9 protein-coding genes are annotated in these 15554 nt (G+C 68.1%); 1 reads left to right on the top strand and 8 read right to left on the bottom strand.

Going from position 1 to position 15554, the window contains the following annotated elements:
* Nucleotides 1-56: 56 nt before the first annotated feature.
* The 7 genes from ACQR50_RS03415 to ACQR50_RS03385 all read right to left on the bottom strand — a co-directional run bounded on the left by ACQR50_RS03415 (nucleotide 57) and on the right by ACQR50_RS03385 (nucleotide 13161).
* Nucleotides 57-2471: an ATP-binding protein gene (locus ACQR50_RS03415; protein WP_428969787.1), complete on the bottom strand. Its 2415-nt coding sequence runs from the start codon at nucleotides 2469-2471 to the stop codon at nucleotides 57-59.
* The gene (locus ACQR50_RS03410; RefSeq protein ID WP_428969786.1) at nucleotides 2458-3771 is read right to left on the bottom strand and encodes an EAL domain-containing protein; all 1314 of its coding nucleotides are present in this window, start codon (nucleotides 3769-3771) and stop codon (nucleotides 2458-2460) included. The genes ACQR50_RS03415 and ACQR50_RS03410 overlap by 14 nt, the downstream gene beginning before the upstream one ends.
* Nucleotides 3772-4071: 300 nt before the next feature.
* Complete coding sequence (gene argE, locus ACQR50_RS03405; RefSeq protein ID WP_428969785.1) at nucleotides 4072-5241, bottom strand: acetylornithine deacetylase; 1170 nt, start codon at nucleotides 5239-5241, stop codon at nucleotides 4072-4074.
* A gap of 179 nt (nucleotides 5242-5420) precedes the next feature.
* Nucleotides 5421-9653 (bottom strand): translocation/assembly module TamB domain-containing protein, encoded by a 4233-nt coding sequence (locus ACQR50_RS03400; RefSeq protein ID WP_428969784.1) that lies wholly within the window; start codon nucleotides 9651-9653, stop codon nucleotides 5421-5423.
* Nucleotides 9653-11878 carry a BamA/TamA family outer membrane protein gene (locus tag ACQR50_RS03395; protein WP_428969783.1) on the bottom strand — a complete coding sequence of 742 codons (2226 nt, stop codon included), beginning with the start codon at nucleotides 11876-11878 and terminating at the stop codon, nucleotides 9653-9655. Before ACQR50_RS03395 ends, ACQR50_RS03400 begins: the two co-directional genes overlap by 1 nt.
* Nucleotides 11879-11977: 99 nt before the next feature.
* The gene (locus ACQR50_RS03390; RefSeq protein WP_428969782.1) at nucleotides 11978-12403 is read right to left on the bottom strand and encodes a hypothetical protein; all 426 of its coding nucleotides are present in this window, start codon (nucleotides 12401-12403) and stop codon (nucleotides 11978-11980) included.
* Complete coding sequence (locus ACQR50_RS03385) at nucleotides 12400-13161, bottom strand: prepilin peptidase (protein WP_428969781.1); 762 nt, start codon at nucleotides 13159-13161, stop codon at nucleotides 12400-12402. Before ACQR50_RS03385 ends, ACQR50_RS03390 begins: the two co-directional genes overlap by 4 nt.
* Nucleotides 13162-13374: 213 nt before the next feature.
* On the opposite strand from ACQR50_RS03385, the gene ACQR50_RS03380 reads away from it, so the two are divergent.
* Nucleotides 13375-14556, top strand: coding sequence for an acetyl-CoA C-acyltransferase (locus ACQR50_RS03380; RefSeq protein WP_428969780.1), 1182 nt, complete (start codon nucleotides 13375-13377; stop codon nucleotides 14554-14556).
* Nucleotides 14557-14920: 364 nt separating this feature from the next.
* Here the strand turns inward: ACQR50_RS03380 and ACQR50_RS03375 are convergent, their stop codons facing one another.
* Nucleotides 14921-15424 carry an SH3 domain-containing protein gene (locus ACQR50_RS03375; protein ID WP_244955748.1) on the bottom strand — a complete coding sequence of 168 codons (504 nt, stop codon included), beginning with the start codon at nucleotides 15422-15424 and terminating at the stop codon, nucleotides 14921-14923.
* Nucleotides 15425-15554: the final 130 nt, after the last annotated feature.

Here is a 15554-nt window from a genome sequence, read left to right as displayed (position 1 = left end):
TTGGCCCGTGCCGCCGGATCGCATATGTCATCGCGGTCATTCTGGCGCCCTAACGATCATGCCGCTTGCGTTACAAGAGGTTGGGCGGCGGTTTGCGGTGAGGTGTTGAACATCTTCCGCATCAGCTCGGCCCCCGTGATCGGCTTGACGATGATTTCGATCAATCCTTCATCGAGGAACTCGTTCCGCTCCATCGATTCCGTTTCCGGCCATAAAAGCCGGACGGGCATCGGGCGGTCGCTGGCGGTCACGATTCGGGCCAGTGCGGCGGTGACGCCCTCATCGCGGATCGCGCTGTCGTCGATCAGCATCTGGGTGACGCCGCCGTCACTCAGCCGACACGCGGCCTCCCCGGCGGTCGCGGCAAAGGCGACCTGGGCATGCGGCGCGCACAACTGCGTCCACATGGCGCGGCGGATCGGATTGCGGTCGAGGATCAGGACCAGCGGACGCTCCGGCCGGGCGGCGGGCTCGACTTCGGTCAGCGGCACGGTCAGCATGAAGCGCGATCCCCGACCCTGCTCGCTTTCCACCGTCACGTCGCCGCCCATGGCGCGCGCCAGCCGTCGACAGATCGCCAGCCCCAGCCCGGTGCCGCCGAACTGGCGGGTGGTGCTGGCATCGGCCTGGCGGAACGCCTCGAATATCTCCTCCAGCTTGTGCGGCGGGATGCCGATGCCCGAGTCGATGACGCTGATCGACACGCCGCCCGCGTCCCGGCACGCGACCAGTCGGACCTGCCCGACGCTGGTGAATTTCAGGGCATTGGACAGAAGGTTGAACACGATCTGCCGGATACGCGCCGGGTCGCCCATCACCGTCGCGGGGCAATCGTCCAGATCGACCGCGAAGCCGATCGCCTTGGCCGCCGCCTGCCCCTCGAACAGGCGGGAGGCGTCGCGGATCGTGATCGCCAGATCGAAGGGCGTGTGTTCCAGCGTCAGCTTGCCGCGCTCGATCTTGGCGACGTCGAGCAGATCGTCGACCAGCGCGCGCATGGTCAGCCCGGCGCCGTGCATCACTTCCACGCGCTCGCGCTGTTCGCTGGCCAAGGCGGCATCGGCCAGCATCACCTGCGTCATGCCCAATATGCCGTTCAGGGGGGTGCGGATCTCGTGGCTGGTCGTCGCCAGGAACTCGGTCTTGACCGCCAGCGCCTTTTCCAGCTGGTCGTTGGTCACGGCCAGTTCGCCATGCGCGGCGCGGATGCGGTTGCGGCTGCGGCCCAGCGTCACCAGCCAGATGCCGAGCAGGGCCAGGACCACGATGATGCCCGCGACCGAGCCGATCAGGATGAAACGCTCGGTCCGCAACTGCGCCCGCTCGAACGCGATGTTCCGCTGGAGGTCCGCCGCCTTCATCCGCGCGATGCGCAGCTCCTGATTGGCGAAGTCGAAGCGCGCGCCCATCAGGGCAAGGTTGGTCGAGGTCGCGAGCCGTGTCGACTCGTCGTCGATCCGCTTCAGCGCCTGCAGATGGCGTAGCGCATCGGCGGTCCGCCCGACCGCCTGATAGATGCGATAGGCACTCTGATGCGCATCGCGCTGCGCCACCGGGGTTTCCGTGAGATCGACACTTTGAAAGCTGCGATCGATCAGCCGTGCCGCATCGGCTGCCCGCCCCCGCTGGAACGCGGCCTGAGCCGCGATCGCGTCCAGCGCGTCTTGGTCCGACGGATCGACGCGACGGGCGCGTGCGATCGCACTTTCCCCGGCGGCGACATGGCCCCGCCGCAGCTCCGAGCGCGCCATGTTGCGCCAGACCTGCGCAAGGAGCGTCGGGCTGCCCATCTTGCGGGCCAGGCTGGCCGCCTCGCGCAGCTGGTCCAGGGCATCGTCGATCCGCCCCAATTCGCTCAGCGTGACCGAGCGGTTGTTCAGGATGACCATGCGCAGCGCGTCGTCGCCACGATAGATGGCACGCGCCTGCTCCAGATAACGCAACGCCGAGACATAATCCTTCGCGTCGAGATAGAGATTGGCGATTTGGACCAGCGCCCGCGCCTGTCCACGCATGTCGTTCAGATGCTGGAAGATGCGATAGGCACCCTGATAGGTGCTCAGCGCGTCGGCGATCCGGCCGCCATCGGTATCCAGCCCCCCGGCGGACAGCAGGAGATTGCCGTAAAGATCGGATTGCGGCGCCCTTTGCCGGGCCGTGCGCAACGCAGCGGCAATGGCGGCCTTTGCCGCCTCATGCTGCCCGAGCCGGCTGGCCCCCTCGCCGCGAAGCCAGTCCGCCGTGGCGAGCGCCAGCGACCGCTGCCCCGGATCGCCGATGCCATGGGCCAGCAGGCGTGCCCGTTCGGCCTCCTGCATGGCGCGCGCTGGGTCGCGCAGCATCTCGGCCTTGGCCGTATCGACCGCCCGGTCGAAGGCGGGCTGAAAGGCGGTGGCGTTGCTCTGGCCCCGGACTTCCGCCGCCGCCACCAGCAATCCGGCAATGACCAGCGCGATCCTAAGCGCGCGCACGGGTCACCAATCGGGCCAACGGCGTCGGCCGGGCCAGCTCCGTCACGGCCTGATGCGCCTGTTCGTCCAGGAAGTGGATCAGCGCCTCCAGCCCGATCGGACGGCTGATCAGGTAACCCTGGATCATGTCGCACCCCATGACGCTGAGCAGCGCCAGCGTCGCGGGCGTCTCCACCCCCTCGGCGACCACTTCCATCTCCAGCGCATGCGCCAAGTCGATCGTCGAACGCACGATCAAGGGGTCGCGGTTGCTGCTGGTCAGTTGCGTGATGAACAGCTTGTCGATCTTGAGTTCGCACGCCGGAAGCTGCTTGAGATACGACAGCGAGGAAAGCCCCGCACCGTAATCGTCGATGGCCACCGCGATGCCCATGTCGACAAAGGCCTGGAGGTTGGCCATCGCGCTGTCGGGATCGCGGATAACCGAGGTCTCGGTGATCTCGAACCCGATGCATGCGCCGCTGTCGAGGACGAGCGCACAGGCCTCGCGCACGAAATGCGGGTCGCCCAGCAACATGCCCGAGATGTTGATGAAGATGCGAAGCGGGTGGCCCGCCGCCGTCAGACGACGCTGGTCGGCGATGACGTGACGCAGGATCCACAGGGTCAGCGAGCCGATGATCCGCGATTCCTCGGCGACCGGAATGAACTCGACCGGGCTGATCAGGCCATAGCTGGGGTGCCGCCAGCGCAGCAGCGCCTCGACGCTCGCGACCCGCTGTTGGCGGACATGCACCTTGGGCTGATATTCGACGAACAGGGCGTCCCTGGCGATGGCGCCGGTCAGTTCATGCGCCAGCGCGATGCGGTCGAGCCGTCCGGTGGGGACCGCCATTTTGCGAACGACCAATCGCCCCTCGACCTGCGCATCGGCCAAGGCCTGCTCCGCCTCTTCGAGCAGGCGGATATCGTCGTCATGCGGCACGGCGGCGACGGCAGCACCGAGCACGGGTTCGATGCGACACTCGCCGTCCGGCAGCGCCAAGGGATGCCCCAACACCTCCGAGAGCGTCACCAGATGCGAATCCAGCGCCACGCGAGTCGCGGCGCGGACCATGACCTCGACCTGGGCGGGGGCGGTCGGTCGGGCGATCGCGTCGGGGATACATTGGGCGACCCGCTCGGCAACCGCCTCGACCAGCGTGGCGCTCAGCGTGCGGCCAAGCTGGCGGCGCAGCAGGGTGAAGTTGCCGATGCCGATCAGCACCAGCGATTGCCACTGGGAATCACCATGGGCGGCGGCGGGCACCGTGGTGGACGGAGACGCGTCAGGCGCGGCGGACGGAGGGCCGTTCTTCACGCCCGTGACACTAGGGTCGGGGATTAAACAAGGCGTTAACCCCGTTAGCCCCGCCAAACCAATCATTTGCCGTTCGTCGCTTACCCATTGCGTAATGGTTAATGGGGAATTAACCATATCACGGCACTCAAAAGGGTGCTTTCGAGGGAGAAAACCCATGCTGAAGTTCATTCTGGCGCTGATTCACGGCGAGACGATGCGTCCTTGGTAATCCAAGTTAAGTCATGGGGCGATTGCGGCGGAGTTAACGCCGTCGATCGCCCCGTGATTTTTGACTAACCCAAGTAATGATCGCGTCCGTTAACGGATCAGATCATCCGCCAGCCGCAGCATGAACGCGGCGCCGCGTTCCATCTGTTGGACCTCGATATATTCGTCCGGTTGATGCGCTTGTGCGATCGAGCCCGGACCGCAGATCACGGTCGAGAAACCCGCCCCCTGAAACTGCCCGGCCTCCGCCGCATAGGGCACCGCCCGCGCCGGGCCGTTATCGCCCGCCCAGCGCCGCGCCAGTTGCTCCGCGACACCATCCGCCTCGGGCGCGAAGGAGGGTGTGCGTGACCGTCGTTCGACCCGGACCCCGGCTTCCGGAAAGCGGGCGCGCAGTTTCGCATCCGCCGCCTCGCACGCCGCGAAGAAGGGCGCCAGGATCGCCTCGGGCTCCTGCCCCGGCAGAGTGCGCAAGTCGAAGGCGAAGCGGCACTCGCGCGCCAGGATGTTGACCGCCGTACCGCCGTTCATCTGGCCGATGGTCAGCGTGGCGTGATGCGGGCAGAAGGGCCCATGCGGATCGCCCTCCCCCGCCAGCCGGTCGGCGAGGTCCGCCAATTGCTGCATCAGCCGCACCGCCACCATGTTGGCCGAGGCGCCGAGATGGATCAGGCTGGAATGCGCCTCATGCCCTGTGACCGTGACGTTCCAGGTGGCGATGCCCTTATGCCCGCTGACGACCACCATCTCGGTCGGCTCGCCCACCACCACGGCGGCGGGTGACGGCAACTCGCGTGCGATCTCGGCGATCATCGACGGCGCGCCCAGGCACCCCACTTCCTCGTCATAGGAGATGGCCAGATGCAGCGGCCGCGTCATGCCGCCCCGAGCTACATGCGGCGCCAGGGCCAGCGACAGCGCCAGAAACCCCTTCATGTCGCAGGTCCCCCGCCCCAACAGCCGGTCGCCACGCCGGGTCAACCGCCAGGGATCGCTGGTCCAGGGCTGGCCGTCGACCGGCACCACGTCGCTATGCCCCGACAGGACGACGCCGCCGGGCTCCATCGGGCCGACCGTGGCATAGAGATTGGCCTTGCTGCCATCGGCGTTGAACACCCGCCGCCCGGTGACGCCGATTCCACCCAAATGCCGCTCGACATAGTCGATCAGCGCCAGGTTCGATTCGCGCGACGTGGTGTCGATCGCGATCAGGTCGGCCAGGATGGCGGTAGCCTCGGCGGCAAGATGCTCGGGGGTCATGCGAGCATCCTGCCGGATGTTTCATTTTGATGAAACCCTGATGGGGACGTCATCTTCCTCCCCTGCAAGGGGAGGTGGCAGGGCGAAGCCCTGACGGAGGGGTGTCATCCTCTCGATAGCAGGACACCCCTCCGACGCGCGATGCGCGCCACCTCCCCTTGCAGGGGAGGAATTTTACCTCAGAAATCGCGCGAGTAGCGCAGGCTCGCCGCCGATCCGCCGAACGAGCCGGTCTGGGTCAGCAGGCTGAGCGTACGGGTCAGCGCGATCTGTAACTGGGTGGCGGTGAAGCCGCGCGCATCGGTGACGATCTCCACATAGATATTGTCGGTGATGTACTTGCCCGCCGCCAGGCTGGTGCCCCGGCCGGTCGCCTCGTCGGCGCCCAGCACGCGCAGCCGGTCGAACCCGGTCGCCGAGCGCAGCTTGCCCAGCGGGTTCAGCCCGCCGCCGCCCGACCCGCGCAGCGAGTTGAGCGCGGCGGCCAGCTGGATCGCCTCGGTCGCGGACAGGTTCTCGGGGTTGGTCCCGAACAGCAAGCGGCTGAGCACCTCGTCCTGCGGCAGGGTCGGCGTCGAGGTGAAGCTGATCTGCGGACGCTGGCCGGTGCCGGTGACGTTGATGACCGCGGTGATGCCGTCCGTCGTCGTGGTCGCCTGGATATTGATGTCCGGATCGGTCAGCGCGCCGCCACGGAAGCGGATCGTGCCGCGATTCACCTCGAACCGCTTGCCGGCAAAGCTGTAGGTACCGCGTACCAGGTCGAGCCCGCCATTGATCGTCGGCGCCGCACTGGTGCCGCCGATGCGCAGGTCCATCTCCCATTCGGACTCCAGCCCCATGCCGGAGACGAACAGCTGGTTGTCCGCCCGCACCCGCAGGTCGAGGCGGAACAGCCCCGGCGGCGCGGCTGGCGCGGGCCGGTCGGTCGGACGCGGCGTCCGAATCTCGCTGCGACGGCGCACGCCGGTCAGCTCGGGCACCTCGGCCTGGCCCTGGCGGATGATCTGATAGCGCGCGTTCGGCACGGTCAGGTCGCCCCGGATCAGGCCGCCGTCGCGGTTGTGGGTCAGGCGGATCGTGCCGCTGGTCGTCGCGGCCAGCGCATCGCTGTCGGCCAGCCGCGCGTTGTTGAGCTGCGCGCGGATGTCGACGGGATAGCCGCTGTCCGCCGCAAGGCCGATCGAGCCCTGCGCCTGGATCGTCCCCTCGCCCGCCTTGGCCTGCAAGCGGGTGATCTCCAGCCGGTCGTTGTTGAAGCGACCCGCCAGCTGCATGTTGGTCAGGCGGGTGCCGTATGCCTCATTGTCATAAGTCAGGTTGTCGGCGCGGATCAGGCCGTTCAGCTGCGGCGACGACACGCGTCCGCCGAAATCGGCGGCGACCGCGATCGGGCCGCTCAACTGCTGGTTGGGGAGCGCCGCGAAGGAGAACAGCACCGCGGAGGGACCGTTGTAGCGGATGCCGCCCGACAGGGGCGCCTGCATCAGCCGGTTGACCCAACCGCCATTGCCCGGCGGCAGCGGACGCAGGTTCGCAACCATACGGCCGACCACCATCTGCCCGCGCCGGATCAGCGCGCGCGCCTCGCCGCCATCGGGAACCAGACGACCCGCGAACACGATGTCCACCGTCTCCGACACGGCGGCGAGGCCGGTGCGCCGGAAATTGGCGACGGTCAGCCGCGCCTCGGCGGCGGGGAAGCTGGCGTCGCGTGCCTGCGCGAAGTCGAGCGCGCCGCTCGCCTCGCCCGAAATGCCCAGGTTGGGGACGAAGGCGTCGAGGATCGACAGTTGCAGCTTGTCCAGCCGCGTCTGCACCTTCAGGCCATTGCCATAGGAACCCGCGACCAGCACCGACCCGCGCCCGAAATCGATCCGGGTCGGCGTCACCTGCCACTCGCCCTTTACATTCTGGATGCGCGCGGGGTTGGCGGTGCGGAAATTGATGCCGTTGGCCTGCCCCTTGGCCGCGACCAGATAGTTGTTCGGCGCGAGCTGCGCATTGAGCGCGATATTGAACGGAATGCTCGACGATCCGGTCAGCACCGCCTGCGCGGTGCCGCGCCCGCCGGTATAATTGACCTTCGCGCGCGCCGACTGGATGACCACCTCGCCATAGCGGGTGTCGGCCAGTTGGGCGTCGGCGACGATCTGCGGCGCGTTCGGCAGCATGACCACGCTGGCGTTGACGATGGCGCGACCGATGGTGAAGTCGACCATGCCGGGCACACGGGCATTATAGGCCCGCACGGCGATATCGGCCCGCTGGTTGCCGCCCTGATCGGACAGCTGGGCGCGGCCGTTGATCCCCTGCCCGGCAAATTGCAGCGTTCCCGCAAATGGCCCCGCCGCCGTCTGCACCAGTCGCCCGGTCGTGTTGATCCCGGCAAAGACCAGGCTGCGGATGTCGACCGCCAGCTGCCGCCCGGTGCTGACCAGCACATTGGCGGTGAAGAGACCGTAATTGGTGTCACCGCTGGCATTGACGGCATAGGCGCCGTTCTGGCCCACGACCCGCGCCTGGAGGTTCGCCAGGCCGACCCCGACGCCCGGCCTGGCCGCGCGCAGCACGATCACCGGGTTGGTCTGCGATCCCGTCACCCGCGCGGTGATCGGGCCGTACTGATTGGAATAGGCATCCGCCTCGACCGCCAGCGCGCCGTTGGCGGGATTGTAACGCCCGCTGCCCCGCGTCACGCGGAATTGCGGCGCGGCCAGCCTCAGGCCGCTGAAGGTCACGATGCCTTGTGGGCTATACTCGACATCGGCGCGAACGATCGCATTGCCGCCCAGGAAGTTGCGCGCGCCCTCATTGAAAATCTGCGAGGTGCGGGCGACCACCCGGCCCTTCATCCCGAAGCCGCCCGGCGTCGCCACCAGATTGGCGTCGGTGGTCAGGTTGATGATGCCGATGCTCTCGACCCGGTAATTGTTCACCCGGCCCTTCAGCGCACCGGTGTAGCGGCCGGTGTTGAGATTCGCGACGACCACGGCGGTCGCATCGATATTGTCCGACCGGATGCGCAGATTGTCCGACAGGATATTGGGCATGGCGATCGCGAAATCGCCCTGGATTGCGACATTGGTGGTCAACCCGCCGACAGCGGCGTTCAGCCCTGCGATCCGCTTCGCGCGCGCCTTGACCGGCACCAGGATGCGGTCGGCATTCACCTTCGCCAGACCCTCGGCATAGAGATTCTGGACCGAGGTTTCGCCGAAACCCAGCGCGGCGGCGCGCAGCTTATAGTCGACCGTGGGCGTCGCAAACGCCCCGTTCAGCACCACGCGCGCCAGCACGTCGCGGCCCGTCAGATTGGGCGCGATGGCGCCGGGCGTCAGCAGCTTGGCATCGACCGCGAAATTGCCGAACTGGCTCTTGGCCAGATCGATCAGCCCGCCCGCATCGACCAGCAGCGCCGAGGAGCGCAGCTTCATCCGCGTATCCGCCCGCCGCTCGTTCAGCGTGGTGTTGATCGCGACCTGCAGCGCAGGCGCGGTCAGCCGCTCGACCGGGCCTTCGAGGTACAGGCCGGGGCGGGTCACGCCCCGAACCTCGATATGACCGTCGCGCGCCGTGGCGTTCAGATTGGCCAGCTCGCCGCCGCCCAGCGTCGCGACGGCACGCCCTTGCCAGGCTTTCCACCCGCCGCGTCCGTCGACGGTCAGGGTCATCGGCGCCTTCAGCCCCGCCATCGACGCGACGACACCACCGGTCGGCGCGGTCAGCTTGACGTCCACCGCCAGCCGGTCGGCATCGGGCACCGCATCGAGGACCAGGCGGAGCCGGTCGCCGCCCGCGATACCGGGCCCGCGCAGCGCATCCGCGCTCGCCGTCACCTGCGCACGGCGGTCGGCGATATGCACCTTGCCGTCGATCGCCAGGATGTGACGCTGCCCCGTCACCGGCGCACCGATCACGAAGCGCTTGATGGCCAGACGGTTCACGTCGATGTCGAGATCGGGGAGCAGCGGCGCGTTGGGATCGCTGGGCGTCGGCTTCAGCTCGGGCCGCCTCGCCAGCGTGACGAGGTCCGCGGTCAGCGAGCGGACATCGACATGGTTCTTGGTATAGGCGAAGGGCCGCCAGTCGACCGCGAGGCGCGGGCTCGACAGGAAAACACCCTTGGGGTCGCTGACCCGCAGGTCGACCAGGTTCATCCGGCCATAGAGCGAACCCTCGATCCGCCCGACCTTGATGTTCAGGCCCGAGGCGGTGGTATAGCCGCCCAACTGGTCCGCGACGAAGCGGCGGCCCGGATCGGTGTTGATGCCCAGCAAGATCGCCCCGACCAGCAGGATCAGCCCCAGGATCGCGATGCCGATCCATTTGAGCACGCGCTGCCACAAGGGGCGACGGACGATGACCGTCTCGTTGACGGGTTCGGCGGCCATGGTCTGTTCGTCCGCCATCAGAAGGCCTGCCCGATCGAGATGTACAGGGCGACCTTGCCGTCACCCGGTCGCGGGTTCAGCGGCGTCGCCACGTCGACGCGCAGCGGCCCGAAATTGGTGTAGAAGCGCCCGCCGACGCCCGCGCCGAAGCGCAGGTCCTTGCCGGTCGGCAGCGTGCTTTCATAACTGTTGCCCGCATCGACGAACGGCACGATGCCGAAATTGCCGAAGCGATAGCGCGCCTCCAGCGCGAACTCATTCAGGCTGCGTCCGCCGACCGGATTGCCCTGCGGATCGAGCGGCCCCAGCCGCTGGAAGCCATAACCGCGCACCGACCCGCCGCCGCCGCCATAATAGCGCCGCGAGGGGGCGAGGTCATCGCGGTCGATCCCGAAGATCGCGCCCGCCCGCGCCCGACCCGCAATCACCAGGCTGTCGTTGAAGGGATAATAAAAGGTCCCCTCAATCATGGTCCGCGCATAGGGCCGCACCGCCCCGCGCACCGAGGTTTCGGGGCTGAGGTTCAGTTTCAGGCGATAGCCGCGCGTCGGATTGAGCAGGTCGTTGGACTGGTCGAACACCACCTGTCCGGGGATCGCCGCGATACCGAAGGTCGCGCGCCGCCGGTCGCCCAGCGCGAAGTCGTAGACGCTTTCGTTGGTGCCGGTCAGCTCGCCGCCATAGGCATAGGTGAATTTCTTCTGCCAGATCGGCGTCGAGTCATAGCTCCAGCGGAAGGCGACCGTGCCGATGAACGCATCGAACGCATCGTAATTCTGGTGGCTGGCCGAGGCGATGACCTGGAAGGTCCGGTCGCGCCGCCCGGCATTGGAACGGCGGAAGGTGCCGCTCAAGCCCTGTTCCTGCGTACCCGCGATGACCGAGGCGATGATCGCACCTTCGGGCGGGAAGGCGTTGCGGTTGGTGAAGCTGCCCTGCAACCGCACGCCCTGGCCGGTCGAATAGCCGCCCTCCCCCGACAGGGTACGGCTCGGCCCCTTGGTCTGCGTGACCTGAAGATCGATCTGCTCGGTGCCGTCGGGATTCATCCGGCCGGTCCGCTTCGGCTCGACCGCGACGCCGTTGAACAGGCCGGTGGCGACCAGCGCGTTGCGCAGGTCGTCGGTCAGCCGCGAGTCGTACAGCTGCCCCTCGTCGAAGCGCGGAAAGACGTTCAGGTGATTCAGGTCGAAGACCGTATCGCCCACCGTCGTCAGCTTGCCGAAGGACGAACGCGGCCCAGTATCGACCGGCAGCGTATAGGCGCCGACCGGCTCCGGCCCCTGATCCTCCAGCAGGATGTCACGCTGCCCCACCTTTACGAAGGGATAGCCACGCTGAGGCAGGACCAGGCTGACATTGGCCTCCGCCCCCTCGATCCGCGCCGCCTCGATCGCGTCGCCGACCTTCAGCGGCAGGTTGGAACGGATCAGGTCGGTCGGCACGGTCGGTTGCGCGTTCACCGTGATCGACGACAGGCGATAGAGCCGCCCCGGCGTCGCGGTCAGCACGACCTTCAGGCGCCCGGCCTCGCCATCCTCCGCCCCTTCGCGCTGGAGCGTCGATATGGCGGTGGCGTCGTAATAGCCCAGCGACTTCATCAGCCGGATCGCCAGTTGCTCGTCCTCGCGCGCCCGCGCCGACACCTGGGTCGCGTTCGCCGCCTTGCCCTTGCCCTCGCGCAGCGCCGACAGCCCCTTGAACTCGTCGTCCAGCTTCAGCTCGGCGAGCCCGCGCACCTCCATGTCATAACGGATGTCGGGCGCGCGCTGCCCCTTGGCATCGGCCATGGTGTCGAGCGGCGTCGTGTCGAAGCTGCTCAACGGGGTCAGCGGCTGGGCGAGTTGCGGATCCTCGGGCGCGATGGCGCCGATCGTCTCGCCGGTCGCCAGCGGCTGGTTCGTCTGGGCGTTGGCCAGCGGCGGCGCGGTCTGCGGGGAAGGAATGGCCTGCGGACTGGTCAGCGCTGGGGGCTCGTCCTTCGTCATCGACGACATGGGCTCCAGCGGTGCGTTGATGTCGCCGCTCAGCGGCGGCAGCGCGGCGTTGAACTGGGCATCCGGCACGATCGGGGCATTGCCCTGCGGGTCGGCGCTACCCTCGCGCTGGTCCTGCGGCAGGCTCGGCCCTTGCGCGGGGGCGGTGCCGGGCTTGGACAGCTGTGCCGATACCGGGGAGGAGAAAAGGGTGGGAGCGATCAGCGCGAACGCAAGCCAGGTGTGTCTGCCGATCCGTTCCGCCACGCCGTCAAAAGCCCCTTTCCGACAGGGCTCTTCCGCAATTCGGAATGATCCCCCACCGCACCATAACGCCGACAGAAGCGGTGAAGTTCCCTCGGGCGATCAGCGCGCGGCAGGCGCACACCCGACCAGACCGCCGACGGGCACGATGATTTCATCCTGATTCCCGCGCGTTAGGCGAATACTGGCATCGGAGACGATCGCCCCGTCTTGCAACGTCTCGCGCTGGGTGATCGTCATGTCGAGTGTCGCGGTGACACCCGCCCCGGCATAACGGGTCGTACTCGCCAGCCCCAGCGTCGCGCCCCCCCCGGCCTCCGCCGCGGCCAGGTCGGTCGGTTTGCCGTCCAGCATGATGCGCAACCGTCCCGGCTCGACCATCGCGACGAAACGCTGGTCCTGCACCGCCCAGAGATAGGCCGCGCAGCCGCGCTCGGGCAGAGCCTGTTTGGGCAGCGCCCCCAGAACCGGGGGCGCGGGCACGGTCGGAGTCGCCTGTGCCAAAGCGAGGATCGACAGAAGCATCATGTGGCCATTCCTATCATCAACACCCAGGCCGGGTAAGCCGCCAGGGCCAGTAGCGATCCCAGCGGCACCATGTCCTGCCCGCTCGCCCGCCGCCCGAGCAGATGACGCATGGCGACGAAGCCCAGCCCGATGACGGACGCCGCCAGCAACACGCCCGGCAGCATCCGCCAGCCCAGCCACAGCCCGATCGCGCCCAGCAGCTTGGGGTCGCCGCCGCCCATACCCTCGCGCCCACGCCATCGGCGATAGCCCTCGGCAATGGCCCAAAGCGCGCCGAAGCCGACCAGCCCGCCGATGATCCGCTCGCTCAGCAACGGTGCATGGCCGAGCACACCGGTCAGTAGCCCCGCTCCCGCCAGCCACACGGTCAACCGGTCGGGCAGCCAGAAGGCCAGCGCGTCGAGTGCCCCCAGCGCCAGCAGCGTCCAGCCGAACAACGCCCCCGTCCAGCCATCCGGCCCGGCGACCCAGCCCGCCGATACGCCGATTACCGCGGCGATCGTCTCGATCCGCCAGTGCACCGGATCGATCAGCTGGCGGCACCGCGCGCATCGTCCGCGCAGCGCGACGAAGCTGAGAACCGGCACCAACTCCCACGCTCGCAACGTCTTGCCGCAATGGTCGCAGGCCGACCGCCCCGTCAGCACCGAGCGATCGTCCAGCCAGCGCAGCACGAGCGCCGCGACGAACGACCCGATGATCGCCCCCACCACGCCATAGATCGCGGCCCAAACCGCCGATGCCGCCCCGAACGTCATGCCGAACCCTTACATCTCGCCTCCCCTTCAGGGGAGGGGCCGGGGGTGGGGCGCTTCCGCGAACGCAACGCGCGTGGCGACGCCCCGCTCCAAACCCTCCCCTTCAGGGGAGGGGCTTCCATGGCCCCCTAACCCCTTTGCTTGCCTCGAGCAAAAGGCGTAAGGCGCGCGCCAAATAACGACATCAAAACAGACCCAATCGGAGAGTATGCCATGACGGACCCCATCGTCATCCTGTCCTATGCCCGCACCCCCATGGGCTCGTTCCAGGGCAGCCTGTCGGCCCTGTCCGCAACCCAGCTGGGGGCCGCCGCCGTCAAGGGTGCGGTCGAGCGGGCGGGCGTCGACCCCGCGCTGGTCGAGCGTATCCATATGGGCTGCGTCCTCCCGGCCGGGCTGGGCCAGGCGCCCGCGCGCCAGGCGGCGATCTTTGCGGGCCTCGGCGAACATGTCGAGGCGACGACGGTCAACAAGATGTGCGGGTCGGGCATGCAGGCCGCGATCATGGCGGCGGAAGCGCTGGCGGCGGGATCGGCCGACCTGATCGTCGCGGGCGGCATGGAGAGCATGACCAACGCGCCCTATCTCAGCCACAAGCATCGCGGCGGCGCGCGGATCGGGCACGACACGCTCTACGATCACATGTTCCTCGACGGGCTGGAAGACGCCTATGAGCGTGGCCGCCTGATGGGCCATTTCGCCGAGGAAGCCGCGCAGGAATATCAGTTCACGCGGGGCGCGCAGGACGATTTCGCCATCGCCTCGCTGGAACGCGCCAAGGCGGCGCAGGGCGCGGGCGCGTTCGACCGGGAGATCGTGGCCGTCACGGTCAAGACCCGCAAGGGCGAGGAACGGATCACCCTCGACGAACAGCCCGCCAAGGGCGACCCCGCCAAGATTCCGACGCTGAAGCCCGCCTTCTCCAAGGACGGCACGATCACGGCAGCCAATGCCTCGTCCATCTCGGACGGTGCGGCGGCGCTGGTGATGACGCGCTTGAGTGTCGCCGAAAAGCTGGGCCTGACGCCGATCGCACGGGTCGTGGCGCAGGCGGGCCACGCCCATGCCCCCGCCCGCTTCACCACCGCCCCGGTCTTTGCGATGCGCAAGACCCTGGAGCGCGCGGGCTGGGCGACCGGCGACGCCGATCTCTACGAGGTCAACGAGGCGTTCGCGGCGGTCGCGATGATCGCGATGCGGGACATGAACCTGTCGCACGACCGGCTGAACGTCCATGGCGGCGCCTGCGCGCTCGGCCATCCGATCGGCGCGAGCGGCGCGCGGGTGCTGGCGACCCTGTTGTCGGCGCTGGAGACGAAGGGCGCCAAGCGCGGCGTCGCGTCGCTCTGCATCGGCGGCGGCGAAGCCACCGCGATGGCGGTGGAGTTGATGTAGGGTTCTTCTTCGCCCCTCCCGCAGACGGGAGAGCATCCTTCTTCTTACTCCCCTCCCGTAAACGGGAGGGGTCGGGGGAGGGCATGGAGTCTCACCGAGACCATCGCCTGCGGCCCTCCCCTCCCCCATCCCCTCCCGCAGGCGGGAGGGGCGTGTCTGGCGGCGAACGAAGGAATCCTTACAACTGCCACGGCGCGACGCGCAGCCCTAAAAGCCAGGTAGTGCCACGACGTTTCTCCCCTCCCGCAGGCGGGATGGGTCGGGGGAGGGCACGGAGTCTCACCGAGACCATCGCCTGCGGCCCAGCCCTCCCCCATCCCCTCCCGCCTGCGGGAGGGGCGTGCCAGGACGTGAGCGACGGGCCTTACGGTAGAACCTCACCCGGCTCGACGCCCCAGATCGAGCCCACCGGCACGAACCCCGCCTGCCCCTTCACGTCGAACCGGCACCAGCCGCCGTTACACTCGCTGATCCGCCCGACCACGCCGGGTGCCGCGCGCCACAATGTCTTGGCGCCCTCATCCGGGGCCGAGCGCATCGGCAGCGGCTCGGTGCCGCGCACGATGGCGGTGCGCGTGTTGCGCAGCAGGACGGCGAGCATCCAGCCCTCCGTGCCGTCCGGATCCTGGACCTTGCGCCATTCCTTGAACACGGCGACGACCTTCACGGGCAGGTCGGCGCGGCGGTAATTCCAGCTGGCGGGATAGGTACGCGCCGGGCCGGTCCGCATCCGCGCCACCGACGCGCCGATCGACCCATAATAGGGCAATGCCCGCTTCTCGGTCGCGGCCTTCGCCACCGGGGCAAGCGGCCCCACCGCCAGCATTCCGCTCGCCAGCGTCGCCGCCAAAACAGCCAGCCCGGCCATGGACCTGCGCATCATCCGTACCTTTACTTGCCCGCCTGCGCGTTGCTCTACGCCGAGCCGGGGGGCCGCTTCAACCATGTTCGGGCGCGCGATCGCCGGTTGACGGACCCGCGGGCTTGCCGCAATCCGA

Origin of the sequence: Sphingomonas sp. Xoc002 (genome assembly GCF_050408055.1) — a bacterium.
Lineage (GTDB): Bacteria > Pseudomonadota > Alphaproteobacteria > Sphingomonadales > Sphingomonadaceae > Sphingomonas > Sphingomonas yabuuchiae.
This window is presented reverse-complemented; position numbering and strand designations above follow the sequence as displayed.

Bases quoted from the DNA above. Each gene is read 5' to 3' on its own strand.
- argE (WP_428969785.1), bottom strand. From the start codon at position 5,241: ATGACCCCCGAGCATCTTGCCGCCGAGGCTACCGCCATCCTGGCCGAC.
- ACQR50_RS03385 (WP_428969781.1), bottom strand. From the start codon at position 13,161: ATGACGTTCGGGGCGGCATCGGCGGTTTGGGCCGCGATCTATGGCGTG.
- ACQR50_RS03375 (WP_244955748.1), bottom strand. From the start codon at position 15,424: ATGGCCGGGCTGGCTGTTTTGGCGGCGACGCTGGCGAGCGGAATGCTG.
- ACQR50_RS03380 (WP_428969780.1), top strand. From the start codon at position 13,375: ATGACGGACCCCATCGTCATCCTGTCCTATGCCCGCACCCCCATGGGC.
- ACQR50_RS03400 (WP_428969784.1), bottom strand. From the start codon at position 9,653: ATGGCGGACGAACAGACCATGGCCGCCGAACCCGTCAACGAGACGGTC.
- ACQR50_RS03390 (WP_428969782.1), bottom strand. From the start codon at position 12,403: ATGATGCTTCTGTCGATCCTCGCTTTGGCACAGGCGACTCCGACCGTG.